This is a genomic window from Providencia sp. 6390 (assembly GCF_058148425.1).
In genome coordinates this window covers 246,916-264,478 of record NZ_JBYVYL010000002.1, presented here as the reverse complement: position 1 = coordinate 264,478, position 17,563 = coordinate 246,916, and the positions used below count along the sequence as shown (strand labels likewise).

Sequence of the window (17,563 nt, the reverse complement as noted above, 5' to 3'; positions counted from 1 at the left end):
ATGACATAATTATTTAATTCGCTGACTTAATATTCTAAGTGAATTTTTTATTATATTAAAATCGATAAGCTATACTAAGTAAAATATCATTACTTTCGACTTTAAATTTAGAGTCAATAGTTTGTTTTTCATTTTTAATATTGATTGAATAATTACCAGCATTAAAATAACGATAACTTAAATCTATATCAACATTCGCTGTGACTGCATATTGAATACCTGCACTTAAACTCCAAGCAACATTGGGGGCTTTTGCACTTGAGGACGTCTTAACGCTTAAAGAGCTATCAGTGACAGTGGTATTGATATCATTTTTTAAACCTGCATAGCCGATACCTGCACCAATATAAGGGGTAAATGCAGTACTATTTTTTAGGTCAAAATAGGCATTTAGCATCAATGTTTGTATGCGTAATTTACTATCTAATTTGGTTGTGTATTTGTTTGTGGCGGATTTTCTTTCTGTTGAATTGCTATTTTGCCCGCGCATCATATATTCTATTTCAGTTCGGAGCGGAAAACTAAGCTTTTCGTAAAAATCGTAACCGATCGCTGCTCCATAGGTATAATTATCTTTTAACTTACTATCGAGATCGTAGTTATCCTTTAAATCAATAAATTTATACTTGGTATTTGATTTTGATGAGGTTACAAATGAATAACCGCCTTTAGCTGACATATAAAATCCAGTATTATCAGCAGCATTAGCTGTAAATGCAGTACTTCCAATTAGTAAGGCAAGAAAAGACTTTTTCATAATAATCCCTATGTTTATATTTAATATTTAACTAATAGATGTCATTAATTAGTTATTGTGACATAAATAAAAATAAATTTATAAATTAGTTTTTTTATTAATGCAATGACACTATCTTTTTTTAATCGCTTTGTTATATTTTTATTTAAATATTTATTTTTTAAATAAATTATAATTTGTTATTTTTGTGGTTTATTTATAATAAAACTCCTTGTTATTTCTATACATTTTTCACCATTGTTATTTCTTATAAAATCACTACTTTTTTTAACTACTCTATTGATGAATTCAATGAAGTTCCTTTTTTTATTCGTTACTAATAATCCTTTGTTGGGCTCAAAAAATTCAAAACCAATTTTATTTTTATAAGGTAATGGTTGAACTATGATAGCCATAGCATGGTTTTTATTGCATAAATCACATGCTAGAATTTCTCTTTTATTTGCGGCTTTATTAATTCTAAATTTTAATTCTTTTAAGGTTATCATTTCATTATAGCTATCAATATCATAATCCTTTATATCGTGATCTGTTGATAAATATGATGCTCCTGTTATTTCATTGTAGATAATGGTTTTATTTAAAACCTCTTTAGCGAGATATTTTGCTGAATAATATAAAAATAATTTAATTCTATCATTTGAGATGCTATTTTGTTGTGGATTTAGGCAGCTACACTTCACTATTTCAATTAATTTTTGAAAATTGGTGTTGTTTTCTATTGTAGATAATTGTATTGAGGGAGTGAGTATAGCTTTATTTACTTGGCTAAGAAGAATTTTAAGTTGATGAAAATACGGTCTTAATACTTTTTTTGATACGCAAATTTTCCTGACGTTTTTATCAATAACTCGATTCATATAATCGAAAACTTCTTCTTTCTTATTTATTGGTGGGTATGTGAATTGATGAATAGTATTTTGTAGGTCAGCAAAAATATTTTGATTGAACTGAGCCTTAAAAATACCATGAAATAATTCATTGAAACAAGTTTTGTTTTTATAGTGTAGGTGTTGCTCTTGTTGATTATTCGATTGCCCATAACGGAGGAAGTGAGAAGGAGTAATATTGAATGAGGCTATTAATTTTTGAATAAAGGTAATCTCTTTGTTTTTATAGGCATTGGCAAGAAACCTATCTGTTAACCCATAACATAAACCATCATAAATATAACGAATGTTGTCAATTCCAATGATTTTTTTGATAAACTCATCATGGGTGTTTTTTTTGATGTAATTAATTAAATCATATTGGTTAAATTTTATTGAATAGTGGTTTGTTTTTATTGGCATAGCGAAACCTTATGACTCAGTTAGATTCATTGGGGTTTAACTATAAGACATGGTTACCTTTCGTCTTGTATATTTCACGCAACTTATATCAGTGAATTATTTTAAAATAGATATTCTACGTGATAAATAAAAAAGGCTTGTAATAAACAAGCCCTTTTAATCTAGAGAAAATGAATAGTTAGTTTCTTTGCTCAAAAGCCAGTGCTTTGCGCTCTATCAGTCGCATAATAATGGTGAGGATCGCGTTAACCACGAGGTAAATGATGCCTGCAGCGACGAATGCCATCACATCCCAGCTTTGTCCAAAGACTTGGCTACTGTAACCCATAATATCCATCATGGTTATGGTGCTGGCGAGTGAGGTACTTTTGAATATTAATACCACTTCATTTGAATAAGATGAAAGTGAACGCTTAAATGCGTAAGGTAAGATAATACGCATTGTTTGTGCTTTTGACATCCCTAACGCTTGGCATGATTGCCATTGCCCTGATGGTATCGCTTTAACTGCGCCATGGAATAATAAAGTTGAATAAGCTGCACTATTAAGCGCTAGGGCAACCATCGCACATACCCAAGGTGTGGAGATAAAATCCCAAAGCATCGGGTAATTTTGCAATGATTTAAACTGGCTTGGCCCGTTATAAATTAAGAAAAATTGGACCAGCAGTGGGGTACCTGTAAACAACGTAATGTACACTTTGACTGCCTGTGAAATGACAGGTGTTTTCAGTGATAATATCAGTGTGAACAAGATGGCTAATATAAAAGCCACTAGCAGTGCACTAAAGGTTAGAGACAAACTGGTTGGTAAACCAGGCAGTATATCTAAGATCAGATCAATCATTGCGATTCACCTCGCTCAAAACGGGTGGTTCGCAATTCAATTCGTTTCAGAATAACTTGGCTTAATAAAGTGATAGCAAGGTAGATTAATCCAACGATGGCATACCATGTAAAAGGTTCATGGGTACGGTTAACGATGGTTTTTGTTTGCAGCATCAAATCATTAACACTAATTAAAGACACTAGCGCGGTATCTTTTAGTAGCACCAACCATTGATTACCTAAACCGGGTAGGGCATGACGCCACATTTGCGGCATGATAAAGCGAAAGAAAATGGTTCGCTTAGTTAGCCCAAGTGCAAGGCCCGCTTCCCATTGCCCATAAGGAACTGCTTTTAATGCGCCGCGTAGTGTTTGTGAGGCATAGGATGCATACAGTAGGGCTAATGCTACGACACCGCAGGCAAAAGGTGTGAAGTCAAACTCACCGCTGTCCGCAAAGAAAATACTTGGATCAATCTGTAAGGTGGCTTGCCAAAACCCTAAATTGATATCGATGCCATCGCCTAACAAATTTATCAGCTGTAGTGTCCCGAAGTAGACAAACAAGACAACAAGCAGTTCTGGTAAGCCGCGAATTAATGTCACCCAACAGGTGCCTAAGAAGGCAATGGGCTTAAAGCGGGCAGATTCCCATGCTGTAAATAGCATGGCGAGGATCAGGCCCAATATTAGGGCAGAAACAGCAAGGCCGACGGTTAAACCGGCGGCACTTGTTAGAAAAAGAAAATTGTTCATTAACTGTATCGATTATTGTTCAAACCATTTTTTGTAGATAACGTCATAAGTACCATCTGCTTTAACTTCAGCTAATGCTTTATTCATTTTATCTAATAATTCTTTATTGCCTTTACGAACTGCGATACCTAAACCGATACCAAAGTATTGTGGATCAGTCACTTTCTCACCCACTGGTGCCAAGTTTTCGTTGCCTTTCGCTTTTAACCACTCATCAGCCACCGCGGTATCACCAAAAACGGCATCAATACGACCATTTTGCAGATCAAGGATCGCGGATTGGTAGTTATCGTAAGGCACAGTTGTCATACCTTTATGCTGTTCCATGATGTATTTTTGGTGGGTCGTACCATTTTGTACACCAATTTTTTTACCTTGCAGTTGATCTAAAGAAGACACTTTTTCTTTAATTGCAATAAATTCAGCTGAATTAGGATAATAAGTATCAGTGAAGTCTACTTGTTTTTGACGATCTGGCGTAATATCAATGCCTGCCATCAAGGCTTCAAAACGACGGAATTTTAGGCTAGGGATCAAGCTATCGAACGATTGGTGAGTAAAGGTGCAAGTTGCATCCATTTTTGCACAAATTGCATTTGCAAGGTCAACATCAAAACCGACGATTTGGTTGTTTTTATCAAACATTTCAAACGGTGCATAAGTTGCTTCTGTTGCAAAACGGATAGTTTCTTTTTCCGCCGCAGATGCAGATAGGGTTACAGCGCCAAGTAGTGCAGCTAATATAATTTTTTTCATTGCTTAATCCTATATCTATTAGTGTGACAGATAATTTGCAAATGCTTCAGTTTGAGGTGCCGCGAAATGGCTAGCATCTCCTTGCTCTACGATATGACCATTCTCCATGTATACCACACGGCTAGCAGCCTTACGTGCAATTTCGACTTCGTGAGTCACGATCACCTGAGTAATACCTGTCGCTGATAATTCACGAATAATATCGACAACTTGAGCAGTAATTTCAGGATCCAGTGCGGCTGTTGGTTCGTCAAACAGTAGCACTTGTGGTTCCATCATCAATGCGCGAGCAATGGCAACGCGTTGTTGCTGACCACCCGATAAATGCAAAGGGAAGCGTGTAGCAAACTGAGTCAGCCGTAAACGTTCTAACAATTTTTCAGCTTTTGCTTTTGCTTCTTGACGTGACAATTTTAAGACACGGCATGGTGCTTCAATCAAATTATCGATGACGGTCAAGTGTGGCCATAGATTGTATTGTTGAAAAACCATTCCTACGTTTTGACGTAATGCTCGAATTGCTTTGGCATCAGGAGCCGACGCAAAATCAAATTGCTGACCCGCAATGTTAAGCAAACCTGAACGTGGCATTTCTAGCAGATTCAGTACACGAAGCAATGAGCTTTTTCCTGCTCCGCTAGGCCCAAGTAATACCATGGTTTCACCAGCAGGACACGTTAAGTTGATGTCAAAAAGTGCCTGATGGGAGCCATAGAAACAGTTTATATTTTTTAATTGAATGCTCATGCTTACCAATAATACCTTGTTAAACTGACATCGATATTAATCCTGTAAGCATAATTATGCAATATTATATGCATAAAAATTTGGTTTTGCTGAAAGCCCAACTATTCAGCAGGCAATTGTTCAGTTTGTGGTTGGCTAGCGAGTTGTTTGTCTCGCTCAAAAGCAAGTTCACTGATGCGCCTAGCCATCCCTTTAAAAATAAATAAGTGCGCGGGCATCATGGCGAACCAATAGAGTAAACCGCTGAAACCTGCTGGATGCCACCAAGCTCTTACATCGATTGAACGACGGCTACCACTATCATGGATGGTAAAAGTCAGACGGCCTAAACCAGGTGCTTTCATACCAAATAATAAGCTAAGTTGTTTATTTGGTTCGATATTAATCACTCGCCAGCCATCTATTTCATCGCCAAGTTGTAGCTCTTCGCGGTCTGGTCGGCCATACTTGACTTTGTTTAGCATCATATCATCCATGATGGCACGCGTTTTCCAAAGCCCATTGGCATAAAAATAGCCTTCTTTTCCGCCAATTTGCTGAACGGTATGCCATAAAGATTCAGTGCTTGCCGATGTGCCTAAGGTAAAACCCGCTTGCTTCGGATAGAAACCATACCCAGGACGCCAGCGCTTTTTGACTTCAGGATCATACCCCCAATCAGCATTGTCAATCGCATCTGCTTCTTGGGCTAACGTGGTTTTCACCGCCTCATCGAATGAAACCAATGTTTGTGGGATAAGTTCACGTAGTGCTTTGTCATCTGCAGGTAAATCGTGCTGTAAACCTTGGATCAACTCTTTGGCGATAGATGGCGGGACGGAGGTGATCAAACTGATAAAATGCACTGAAATCATGCTGATTGGAATAGGAATTGGCACCAATAATCGACGTTTACCACTGACTTTAATAAAGCGTTTAAATAACTCTTGGTAGCTCATATATTCAGGGCCACCTGCATCAAAAATGCGACTTTCAGTGATTGGCAGTTTGGCAAGTTCAGTGAGGTAAAACAGGATATTGCTCAGTGCAATGGGGGATGATTTAGAGCGAACCCAACGTGGTGGTGTTAAAATGGCTAAGTTGTAGACCATGTCACGCATGATTTCAAAGGCCGCAGAACCCGAACCGACAATGATTGCAGAGCGAATTTCAGTCACAGGGACTTTGCTTTCTCGCAGAATTTCACCGGTTAGTCGACGTGAGATAAGATGTTGTGAATAACTATGGCCATGCTGTAGTGAACTTAGATAAATAACTTGTTTTACATCGGAATTGTCGAGGGCCTGTTGAACGTGACGAGCAGCTGTGCGCTCACGTTCAATCAAGTTTGCTTGATCGGCCATGCTATGAACAAGGAAATAGACAATATCAATGTCTTTCATTGTATCTTTAAGCGTTTCAGGATCTTGTAAGTCAACATAAATACATTGTGTATCTTGCCAACCTTGTGACAGCATCCAATCCACTCGTCTGGCTGCGGCAGTGACTTGATGACCCTGTTTGATTAATTCAGGGATTAAATTTTGTCCAATATAGCCACTGGCACCTAACACTAAGATACGCTGTTGTTCATTCATGTCGATTTCCTGTTTTTACGCTCACCTATCGCTATTGTGACTGAAATTCTACTTATGTAAAGTGCTGTTAAATATCGTCATTTTAAGACTTGCTGGATATTTATTGTTGTTGCGAACAATTACGTAAAGAATGCCATTAAAATTGGCGTGATGAGGCTGAGCACGAAGCCATGAACAATCGCGGCAGGAACAATAGAAACTCCGCCGCTGCGCTGTAATACGGGCAACGTAAAATCCATGGAGGTCGAGCCACAAATGCCTAATGCAGTGGAACGATAACGGTTAATAATTAAAGGGATCAACATAATGGCTGCTAATTCGCGAGCAAGATCATTAAAAAATGCGGCACTCCCCATAACAGGGCCATAGGCATCGGTTAATACGATACCTGTTAATGAGTACCAACCAAAACCGGAAGCGAGAGCTAACCCCATTTTTACTGGAATGCCTAATAAGAAAGCTGCAATCGCACCACCCGCTAGGGCGCTTGCCCCCATCACAAGTGCGATAGTGGTGCCGCGTCGGTTAACTAAAATTTGTTTTAGGCTCATACCGCTATTGCGTAGTTGGATACCAACCAGTAACAGTAAAATCATCAGCGCGATTTGGCTGCCTTTATCGGCATAGTGAAGGAATTTAAACCCCGTTAAGCCAACGAAGAAGCCAATGAGGAGCACACCACAAAGTTGTAATGATTCAAGTACCATTTTGATACGTGAAGGTGGTTTTTCTTGTTTATGTTTTGGAATTTTCCACGGATCAAATTTATCTAATAGCAATAATGAAATAAGGTTGAGTGAAAATATGCATACAAAGAATGTTAATGCATAAATTAAAATTGAAAATAAATGGGCACTTAAGTTTTCAAGTAACGCGAGGGTGATCCCCATTAAAAATAGAATGATATACACCATTGAATTTAAGGAGCGATGCACAATGCCAAGGATCTTTTTATTTTTGATAGAGATAAGATAACCTAGCGTTAACGGTAGTAAAATAATGAGTAATCCTGAATACATTTTCGCATCCTTTAATTTATCCCATTAACAAGGGGCTATTATACTCATCATACTTCAAGTTTCAGCGTTGTTGACCTGAATGCACTTGCCGCCTACTGCACCTTGAATTATTTAGAGTATATATTGTTAGAGTAATTGCTTTTGTTACTATTTTTATATCAATTATTGAATCGCATTAATTGCGATATCGCCTTTTTCTCTATCTAACGATAGAAAATAGGATAAAAAGACTAAAAAATAAAGTTTAACTATTTTATAACACTAATAATCGATGCTCAATATGGTTAGCTATGTTGAGGTGAATATATTTAATTTTCGATCACGCTTATAGTCATGTAAGCCGTTAATGAGGTAAGCTTTCAACATAGATCATAGCAAGGAGAGGGTGTATGTATCTGGAACGTGTGGAAATATACGGTTTTAGAGGGATTAACCGGCTCTCATTAGCTTTAAATAAAAACACGGTTTTAGTGGGAGAAAACTCATGGGGAAAGTCGAGCCTTTTGGATGCTTTGACAATTTTGCTTTCCCCTGAGCAAGAAAATTATCAATTTAATCAACATGATTTTCACCATTCAACGGGTGATGACGCTTCTCGGTTTCGCTCATTACAAATAGTGCTTAAGTTTTGTGAGAGCCGCCCTGGTCGCCATCGTTCGTATCGTTTTCATAACCTTTCCTCTGTTTGGGTCGATAATGATGATGACCTAAAACATATTTTTTATCGTGTGAGCGCTGAATTGAAAGAAGATGGCACGATCAGCGTTGACCGTAGTTTCCTGAATGCAGGGGGAAATAAGCTATCACTGGATAATGTGGGTAAATATATTAAAGAAATTATCCGCCTATATCCCGTGCTCCGTCTGCGAGATGCACGTTTCCTCAGTACATTAAACCCTGAAACCTTGGTTGCTGGTGAAAAAGAGATCCGTGATGTGTTTAATTCACGCATGGAAGATTTGACTCGTGCTTTGATCAATAACCCACAGCGCTTGAGTAATGATGAGCTAGTTGAAGGTATTGATGCGATGCAGCAATTGCTAAGTCATTACTTTGCGGGGCAAAGTAATCACATCTTTCAAACGCATCAATCCACGGTAAAGCTGGAGCCCCGCAAAAGAGGCTGGCATGCGCTAGATAATATTAGCCGCATTGTTGCTAAACCAAACGAACGTAATATCCGTTTAATTATATTAGGTATGTTCTCTTCTCTATTACAATCAAAGGGTAACATCCAATTGGATAAATACGCTCGGCCATTGGTGATTGTCGAAGATCCCGAAACACGTTTGCACCCGATCATGCTATCCATCGCATGGGGGCTATTAAATTTATTTTCTTTACAGCGTCTCACAACCACGAATTCAGGCGAGTTGTTATCTCAAGTTCCTATTGAAAACTTGTGCCGCTTAGTTCGGGACTCAGGAAAAGTGTCTGCTTATCGGCTAGGTAAAAACGATTTATCACCCGAAGAGGTTCGCAAAATTTCTTTTCATATCCGCTTTAACCGGCCCTCAGCCATGTTTGCTCGCTGTTGGTTACTGGTTGAAGGAGAAACAGAGATTTGGTTGATGAATGAGTTAGCTAGACAATGTAATTATTACTTTGAAACTGAAGGCGTCAAAGTGATTGAGTTTGCCCAAAGTGGTCTTAAGCCTTTGTTAAAGTTTGCCAATAAAATGGGTATAGAATGGCATACCCTTGTTGATGGCGACGAGGCAGGTAAAAAATATGCAGCGACGGCGCTCAGTTACGCAGAGAAAATGCATGATACAGAAAGGGATCGGTTAACGCGTTTACCTGCACCAGATATGGAGCATTTCCTGTATCGGGAGGGTTTTAGTCATCTTTACCATGAGATTGCAGGGATCCCCGACAACGCGAAGGTTTCGACTCGTCGAGTGATTATTAAAGCGATTTCCAAAACGTCAAAACCTGATCTTGCTATTGCTATTGTCAATCGTGCAGCGGAATTGGGGCCAGACTCTATCCCATCACAGTTGAAAAATATGTTTTCGCGAGTGGCGTGGTTAGCGAGGGGGAAAGCCTACTAAAGGCATGTGATAAACATAAATATTTAGAGAGAGGGAGACCTCTCTCTTTGATCATATAGGTATATATTGAATGAGAGTGAATTCACGAAAAAAATGGCTAGTTTCCATACTGGTTATTTTGCTGGCGGTTGGCGCGGCGCTGTTTTTTTTCGGAAGTGAAAAAAAAGAATCTTTCCAAACAGTTGCTGTAACACGTGGTGATTTAAACAAACAAGTGCAAGCCACTGGTAAATTGGATGCGGTGCGTAAGGTTGATGTGGGAGCGCAAGTCAGTGGTCAATTGCAGACTTTGTATGTGAAAGAAGGTGACATGGTCAAAAAAGGCGATTTGTTGGCCGTGATTGACCCAAAAAAGGCGCAAAATGATGTCACTGAAGCTCAAGAAACCATTCATGAATTAGAATCAAACGTGGCATTAGCTAAAGCGGAACTGCAGCTGGCTGAAGTGACCTATCAGCGCCAATTAAGCTTATCCAAACTGCAAGCGGTTTCTAAACAGGAACTGGATCAGGCGCAAACTGATGTGGCAGTGAAAAAAGCGCGAGTTGCGACTTATCAATCGCAAATCAAACGCAATCAAGCGACATTGGATACGGCGAAAACCAATCTGAAGTACACACAGATCACTGCACCGATGGATGGTATAGTCACTTTTATTAAAACATTGCAGGGACAAACGGTGATTGCAGCACAGGAAGCACCGACAATTCTAACCTTAGCTGACCTTAATACTATGTTAGTTAAAGCCGAGGTTTCAGAGGCCGATGTGATCTATTTAGAACCAGGTCAAGTGGTATCATTCACGGTTTTAGGTGCATCTGATAAGCGATTCTCTGGTGTGCTTAAAGATATCTTGCCTACACCTGAAAAAATTAATGATGCTATTTTTTACTATGCACGTTTTGAAGTTCCTAACCCACAGCATTTGTTGAAGTTGCAAATGACGGCACAAGTAAAAATTGATCTAGAATCACATAAAAATGTGCTTCTCCTGCCGTTATCAGCATTAGGCGATGAGGTTTCTCCACAGGTTTATCAAGTGGAGGTGCTTGATGGCGAAAAAGCTGAAAAACGACAAGTTAAGATAGGTAGCCGTAATGATGTCCAAGTCGAAGTGATCGAAGGGCTTAAAGAGGGCGAGCAGGTAGTGACTGGTCGTAACGCGGAGAGCTAATATGTCAGCCTTATTAGAGCTTAAAGGTATTACTCGGCGCTATCCCGCAGGTGAAAGCGAAATTACTGTTCTAAAAGGTGTCTCGCTTACCATTAATGCAGGGGAAATGGTTGCGATTATAGGGGCATCTGGTTCAGGCAAATCTACCTTGATGAATATCATTGGTTGCTTGGATAAGCCGAGTGAAGGAGAGTATTTTGTTGCACAACAAAATACCTCACAGTTGGATGACGATCAGCTTGCTGAGCTACGTCGTGAACACTTTGGCTTTATTTTTCAGCGCTATCATCTCTTGAGTCATTTAACTGCTGAACAAAATGTGGAAGTACCCGCTGTTTACGCAGGTGCCGGCAAAGCACAACGTCGTCAAAGGGCAATAGAGTTATTGAGTCAACTAGGGTTAAGTGAACGTGTTGAATATCGACCAAGCCAATTATCAGGAGGCCAGCAACAGCGGGTCAGTATTGCACGCGCTTTGATGAATGGAGGGCAGGTGATCCTTGCCGATGAGCCGACAGGGGCACTCGATAGCCATTCAGGTGAAGAGGTGATGAAAATCCTCAAAGGCTTATGTGCTCAAGGGCATACTGTGATTATCGTGACTCATGATCCGAAAGTTGCTCAGCAGGCAGAACGTATTGTTGAAATCAAAGATGGTGAAATCCTCAGTGATTCAGGTGCCGTTGCATCAATTAAACAACCACCCGTACAAAAAAATATTCCACGGCGCATTTCGTTAGGGCAAATTTATGGGCGGTTCAGCGAAGCATTACTGATGGCGTGGCGAGCGATGGTTGTCAATAAAATGCGCACTTTGCTCACTATGTTAGGCATTATTATTGGTATCGCTTCTGTTGTTTCGATCATGGTGATTGGTGATGCGGCACAAGGGATGGTGCTCAACGATATTAAATCGATTGGTACAAATACCATTTCTGTTTACCCCGGAGAAGATTTTGGCAGTGATGATGCTCAAGATCGGCAATCATTAAAAGTAGCGGATGTGGATGCCATCGCTCAACAATCCTATGTACAGGCGGTTTCAGGACAATTATCTAAATCCACTCGATTACGTCGAGGAAATTTCGATGCTTCGGCGCAATTGTTAGGCGTTGGTCGTGATTATTTTCAGGTATATGCAGAGAAGTTTTCTGAGGGAATAAATTTCACCCCTGATATGGTTGAACGTCGAGCACAAGTGGTGGTGATTGATGCGAATACAAAGCGGCGTTTTTTTCCCAATCAAAAAAATGTTGTGGGGGAAACATTATTGATAGGTAATATGCCAGAAACCATTATTGGTGTACTGGCTGAGCAGAAATCTATTTTTGGTTCGAATAATTCTTTATCAGTTTGGCTGCCTGATACAACGGTGAACAGCAAAATTTTAAACCGTCCTTATCTCGACAGTATTGTTGTAAGAGTAAAAGAAGGTGTAGACGCTAAAACTGCTGAGCAGCAAATTACTCGTTTGTTAACATTACGTCATGGCAAGAAAGATATTTTTACCTACAACATTGATACGTTGGTAAAAACTGCGGAAAAAACTACGCGCACCATGCAGCTTTTTTTGACACTGGTGGCGGTTATTTCATTGGTTGTCGGAGGAATTGGTGTCATGAACATAATGCTAGTTTCTGTGACGGAAAGGACACGAGAAATTGGTATTCGCATGGCGGTTGGCGCACGAACCAGCGATGTAATGCAGCAATTCTTAATCGAAGCGATATTGGTTTGTTTGATTGGTGGGCTGATGGGGATAGCGCTTTCTTACGGCATTAGTTTAATTGCTCAAATGGCGCTTCCAGGTTGGACGTTTGTTTTTCAGCCCATCGCGTTGATAAGCGCATTTCTTTGCTCAACAGCAATTGGGGTGATTTTTGGCTTTTTACCTGCTCGAAGCGCTGCAAGGTTGAATCCAATTGATGCATTAGCTAGGGAATAGCTGGTGGGGATTCCCCTTTACTCATCTTTTGTAGAGGGGAGCGGATATCCCGTTTTCACTCTACATTTTTCTAGTAACTAACTGACCTTTATACTTATTCTTTATTGAATTTGTTGAGTGTTTTTTATTTTGACTGATTCATTTTCAGAGTAACTTCATGGGTGATGGTTGCTCATTTGCGCTATGATAGAAGGTTTATCACGCGCTTTGTAATGAATGTTAAAATTATTCGAAGTGCAATGCTTGAAATAATAAATAATGGTAATTGTACCGTTAAGTTAGACCTGCCTAATCGCCTCAGAAATGAATATTAATAAAATTTTTTCTATTTTGTGAAGTATCACTAATCATTAGTTGAATAGTGCAAAGCACTTATTTTTATATAAATTTCGCTCCCCAACGGTCAATTTTCCCGTTATAGTACGATTTCGACATTAAAAAAATGTCCGAAAAGATAAATTCTACTTGCGATTTGGTATCGATCATGGATATCATTTGTCTCGTAGAATAAATGAAACCGAGTTCCGTAAAATGGAACTGCAAAAATGTTAAAGCCAATATAAACTCAATAGCAAAGATCCACACAGCAGGAATTCTAAATGGCGAATAAAACAGGTGAAGATTATTCTCTGGCTCGAGTACCTTTCAGTGCTCGTCGGCCGTTCTACGAAGTACTAGTAATCCGAATTGGCTCACTTGCCTGTGTTTCACAGGTGATGTTAGGTGCAGCCCTCGGTTATGGGCTGACTTTTTGGCAAGCGTTTTGGGCCACCATGCTAGGTTCAGTGATTTTACAAGTTGTTAGCTGGGCACTAGGGGCGGCTGCGTGTCGTGAAGGAATGTCAATCAGTCTACTGTCACGGTGGTCTGGGTTTGGTAAGTTAGGCTCTGCTTTAATTGGTGGCGCAATTGCGATTTCACTGATGGGTTGGTTTGGCGTACAAAACGGTTTCTTTGCGGATGGAATGTATAAAGCGACGAATGTGCTAACACCAGGGACTTGGTCGCTTATTACAGGCATTGCGGTGACGGTTATTACGGTATATGGGTATCGCTTTTTATCTATTACCGCCAATATCTCAACGCCGCTATTTTTACTTGCGTTAGTTTGGGCCACTTATAACTTGCTTTCAGGGCAGGATATTGGTGAGCTTATTAGTCATACTGAACCATCAGGGCCTCTTATGACTATGCCTGCGGCGATTACTATGGTCGCTGGCGGGTTTATTATTTCAGCTGTTACAACACCCGATATTAGTCGTTTTATGAAAAGCCCAAAAGAGGTTTTCTGGATGACTCTTATCGGGACTTTTTTTGGCGAACTGCTAGTTAATATGATTTCTGTATTGATGGCACTTGCGCTGCACACTTATCAAGTATTTGATTTGATGATGACATTAACCGGTTTGATTGGTGCATCGATTGTTATCTTTTCAACTATCAAAATGAATGATATCAACCTTTATTCATCATCATTAGGTTTTTCTACATTACTTAACGCTGTGTTTAATAAGAAGTTTGACCGTCGTTATCTTACTTGGGTGATTGGTATTTTTGGTACTATCGCTTCAATGTTAGGTATTTTAGATAACTTTATCGGTTTCCTGATTTATCTAGGCATCGCTATCCCACCAGTTGCTGGCATTATGGTGGTTGATTACTACTTATTGAAGCGCGATCGTCAAGAGCTAGACACCACAAGAGCTAAAGGTGAATTGCCTTCAATGTGTGAAGCGTTTAACCCGATAACACTGATTGTTTGGGTGATCGCAGTGGCTGTGGGCTGGTTAAGCTCTGCATTAGGTCCTTTTAGTAGTGATTTTGGTGTGCCTGCACTTAATTCACTTGTGGTCAGCGCGATCCTCTATTGGGTTGCTATGCGTTTGCAAGCTCGAATTAAAGGCGTCGATACCGTGCAATTCCGTAAAGTTAATCATTCAGATTAAGGGTGAGGGCAATGAGCCAAAATAGTGTAAAGGTAGCTCTTGCACAATTTAATTCTACGCTTGGTGAGAAGTCCGAAAACTTACAACGAATGGCAGATATCTGCCATCAAGCGGCAGAGCAAGGCGCTAAATTGATCTGTTTCCCTGAGTTGGCGACAACAGGTTATCGCGGAGACCTTTTATCAACAAAATTATGGGATCTGAGTGATAGCGAAGGTAGTGAGACCTATCAATTATTTAGCTCTCTCGCGACAAAATTAGATCTTACCATTGTGAGTGGTTTTGCTGAGCGAGGTGAATACCTTGGTGAAGTTTACAACTCAGTGGGAGTTTGGACTCCTAATTGCCATGAAATTAGTGGTGTTTTCCGTAAAGTTCATGCTTTTGGCATTGAAAAACAGTGGTTTAATAGTGGAAACAGCTACCCTGTTTTTGATACCCCCATTGGTAAAATCGGCATTATGATTTGCTATGACATGGGATTCCCTGAGGTTGCACGTATTTTAACCTTACAAGGTGCTGAAATACTGATTGCTCCTTCTGCTTGGTGTATTCAGGACAGAGACATGTGGGATATCAATACGGCTTGCCGTGCATTAGAAAATGGTTGTCATCTGCTTGCGGTTAACCGTTGGGGGGATGAAGGCGATCTGCACCTGTTTGGTGGCAGTAAAGTATTAGGCCCTCGTGGGCAAGTGTTGCATGAAGCAGGTTGTGATAGCGAACAATTACTGATTGGCGAAGTTGATTTTCTGGCTCAAGCACATACCCGCCTGAGCATTCCTTACTTAAGGGATAGAAAACCTCTTAGCTATCAGCAGTTGGTACAAGATCCTCAGCTTACGGGTGAACTATGAGTATTCTCTCCAGCGTGGTAGACGTATATCGTTTATTTCTTCGCTCAGGCGATGAACTGACAGTCACAACTTTAGTCAATGAATTGGGAATGCCTAAAAGCTCAGCATCACGCTTATTAAAGCAAATGGCAGAGTACGGTTTACTTGAAAAGAAAAATGATGCGCCTATTTACCGACCTGGCTTAATTATTATGGAATTGGCTCATCGTGCGAGAGGTATGAACCCGCTAATTGATATGGCGCTTGAATCGCTTGATGAATTAACCAAAGAAACAGGTTTTACGACTTATGTATCTTTGAGGGACAAAGACAAAGTCAGAGTGGTGCATGCACGTATTGGCAACAGCTTACTTCAAGTGATCACTCAACCGGGTACTAAATTGCCAATCGCTGGTACTTCAACGGGTAAAGCACTGCTATCACGTAATTCTTTGAGTGAACGCGAGGTGATTATTTGCCAAGAGCCTCAAGAGAAACAAGATAAATTACGTCAAGAGTTAAATCAAATTGAAGAACGTGGTTGGGCTTATTCAATCAATGAGTCTGTTGCGGGGGTTGCATCGGTATCAAGTACGGTTTATGACCCTTCACAAGGCACATTGTATGCGTTGTGTTTGAGTTTGCCTGCATCACAGATTACACCTGAATTATTAGAGCTGTTAGCTTCTAAAATATGCCATAAAGCATCCTATCTCGGCAGTATGGTAGGGGATCCTTATTGGTTAAAACGCAGTACCGAGTCATAACGTTATTACCATCAAGTTGTTACCAAGTTAAAATATAAAAATATAAATATTTGTAGTGCGTAAATATGCGCCTTCACCAGGAAATAAGAACATAATCTGCCATCACTCTTTTATTAGGGTGATGGCAGGTATTGTTCTGAAAGTAGTAAAACCAAGGGAAAAATATGAGTTTAAAACAGACCCTGTGTGCTTACGAGTTGATCGATAGCGCCGCTGTTAGTGGGGATGATATCGTTGCCTTGTTTAAGAGTTTCACAGCAATTGAAGCATCTTCAATCACAGTACAAGATAAAAAGGGCCAAAGTGATTTTGTTCGTATCGTCATTCCAGGCTCTCAAGGAAAACGACAAGGCAAAAATGCGCCGACACTCGGTATTATTGGCCGTTTAGGTGGAATTGGTGCGAGACCTTCTCGTATCGGTGTTGTTTCAGATGCCGATGGTGCGATTGCTGCAATTGCAACAGCATTGAAACTAGCAACTATGCGAGAAAAAGGGGATATTTTATTAGGAGATGTGGTTATCACTACCCATATTTGCCCAACAGCCCCAACACGTCCTCACTCACCGGTTGATTTTATGGATTCGCCACTTAGTGATGAAAGCATGAATAAATATGAAGCGATCCCTGATGCTGACGCTATTTTGTCGGTTGATACAACAAAAGGAAATCGACTCATTAACCACAAAGGCTACGCATTATCGCCGACGGTAAAAGAAGGTTATATTTTACCTGTTTCAGAAGACTTAATTCGTTTAATGGAATGGAGTAGCGGGCAATATGCGGTAACTTTCCCACTTGCAGTGCAAGATATTACGCCTTATGGGAATGGGCTACATCATATTAATAGTATTATGCAACCTGCGGTATCGACCCAAGCACCTGTTGTTGGCGTGGCTATTTGCGCTCAAACAGTTGTACCGGGTTGCTCAACAGGGGCAAGCCATGAGATTGATATTGCCGCATCAGTGAAATTCATGATTGAAGTCGCGAAAGAGTTTGGTCATGGTAATTGCCAATTCTATGATGAGGAGCAATTTGCATTGCTGAGATCTCTTTATGGCGATGTTTCATTTTTGCAAACTCATGGCCATAAGCATTAAGATGAT

Annotated in this window: 15 protein-coding genes; 7 read left to right on the top strand and 8 right to left on the bottom strand. The window is 40.0% G+C overall.

Going from position 1 to position 17,563, the window contains the following annotated elements; genetic code table 11:
- Positions 1 to 55 precede the first annotated feature (55 nt).
- The 8 genes from AC3Z9T_RS06385 to AC3Z9T_RS06350 form a co-directional block, all read right to left on the bottom strand.
- Positions 56 to 757 (bottom strand): outer membrane protein, encoded by a 702-nt coding sequence (locus tag AC3Z9T_RS06385; RefSeq protein ID WP_490125373.1) that lies wholly within the window; start codon positions 755 to 757, stop codon positions 56 to 58.
- A gap of 179 nt (positions 758 to 936) precedes the next feature.
- A complete protein-coding gene (locus tag AC3Z9T_RS06380; RefSeq protein WP_490125372.1) occupies positions 937 to 2,049 on the bottom strand; it encodes a hypothetical protein in 1,113 nt (370 codons plus the stop codon).
- 178 nt (positions 2,050 to 2,227) lie between these two features.
- Positions 2,228 to 2,896: an arginine ABC transporter permease ArtM gene (gene artM / locus AC3Z9T_RS06375; RefSeq protein ID WP_490125371.1), complete on the bottom strand. Its 669-nt coding sequence runs from the start codon at positions 2,894 to 2,896 to the stop codon at positions 2,228 to 2,230.
- The gene (artQ, locus tag AC3Z9T_RS06370; RefSeq protein WP_490125370.1) at positions 2,893 to 3,633 is read right to left on the bottom strand and encodes an arginine ABC transporter permease ArtQ; all 741 of its coding nucleotides are present in this window, start codon (positions 3,631 to 3,633) and stop codon (positions 2,893 to 2,895) included. The genes artM and artQ overlap by 4 nt, the downstream gene beginning before the upstream one ends.
- 12 nt (positions 3,634 to 3,645) lie before the next feature.
- Positions 3,646 to 4,389 (bottom strand): arginine ABC transporter substrate-binding protein, encoded by a 744-nt coding sequence (gene artJ, locus AC3Z9T_RS06365; RefSeq protein ID WP_490125369.1) that lies wholly within the window; start codon positions 4,387 to 4,389, stop codon positions 3,646 to 3,648.
- A gap of 18 nt (positions 4,390 to 4,407) precedes the next feature.
- On the bottom strand, positions 4,408 to 5,136 hold the full coding sequence (artP, locus tag AC3Z9T_RS06360) for an arginine ABC transporter ATP-binding protein ArtP (RefSeq protein WP_490125368.1): 729 nt from the start codon (positions 5,134 to 5,136) through the stop codon (positions 4,408 to 4,410).
- 101 nt (positions 5,137 to 5,237) lie between these two features.
- A complete protein-coding gene (locus tag AC3Z9T_RS06355; protein ID WP_490125367.1) occupies positions 5,238 to 6,713 on the bottom strand; it encodes a DUF2867 domain-containing protein in 1,476 nt (491 codons plus the stop codon).
- 119 nt (positions 6,714 to 6,832) lie between these two features.
- Positions 6,833 to 7,732 carry a LysO family transporter gene (locus tag AC3Z9T_RS06350; protein ID WP_490125366.1) on the bottom strand — a complete coding sequence of 300 codons (900 nt, stop codon included), beginning with the start codon at positions 7,730 to 7,732 and terminating at the stop codon, positions 6,833 to 6,835.
- Positions 7,733 to 8,121: 389 nt separating this feature from the next.
- On the opposite strand from AC3Z9T_RS06350, the gene AC3Z9T_RS06345 reads away from it, so the two are divergent.
- From AC3Z9T_RS06345 to AC3Z9T_RS06315, 7 genes are all read left to right on the top strand, one after another.
- Positions 8,122 to 9,786, top strand: a complete 1,665-nt coding sequence (locus AC3Z9T_RS06345) for a DUF2813 domain-containing protein (RefSeq protein WP_490125365.1) — start codon at positions 8,122 to 8,124, stop codon at positions 9,784 to 9,786.
- 70 nt (positions 9,787 to 9,856) lie between these two features.
- Positions 9,857 to 10,960 (top strand): macrolide transporter subunit MacA, encoded by a 1,104-nt coding sequence (macA, locus tag AC3Z9T_RS06340; RefSeq protein WP_490125364.1) that lies wholly within the window; start codon positions 9,857 to 9,859, stop codon positions 10,958 to 10,960.
- Between the two features lies 1 nt (position 10,961).
- Positions 10,962 to 12,905, top strand: coding sequence for a macrolide ABC transporter ATP-binding protein/permease MacB (gene macB / locus AC3Z9T_RS06335; protein ID WP_490125363.1), 1,944 nt, complete (start codon positions 10,962 to 10,964; stop codon positions 12,903 to 12,905).
- Positions 12,906 to 13,504: 599 nt separating this feature from the next.
- Complete coding sequence (locus tag AC3Z9T_RS06330) at positions 13,505 to 14,851, top strand: purine-cytosine permease family protein (protein WP_490125362.1); 1,347 nt, start codon at positions 13,505 to 13,507, stop codon at positions 14,849 to 14,851.
- An 11-nt stretch (positions 14,852 to 14,862) separates the two neighbouring features.
- The gene (locus AC3Z9T_RS06325; protein WP_490125361.1) at positions 14,863 to 15,708 is read left to right on the top strand and encodes a nitrilase-related carbon-nitrogen hydrolase; all 846 of its coding nucleotides are present in this window, start codon (positions 14,863 to 14,865) and stop codon (positions 15,706 to 15,708) included.
- A complete protein-coding gene (locus AC3Z9T_RS06320; protein ID WP_490125360.1) occupies positions 15,705 to 16,454 on the top strand; it encodes an IclR family transcriptional regulator in 750 nt (249 codons plus the stop codon). The genes AC3Z9T_RS06325 and AC3Z9T_RS06320 overlap by 4 nt, the downstream gene beginning before the upstream one ends.
- A 164-nt stretch (positions 16,455 to 16,618) precedes the next feature.
- Positions 16,619 to 17,557 (top strand): DUF1177 domain-containing protein, encoded by a 939-nt coding sequence (locus AC3Z9T_RS06315; RefSeq protein WP_490125359.1) that lies wholly within the window; start codon positions 16,619 to 16,621, stop codon positions 17,555 to 17,557.
- The last annotated feature ends 6 nt before the right edge of the window (positions 17,558 to 17,563 follow it).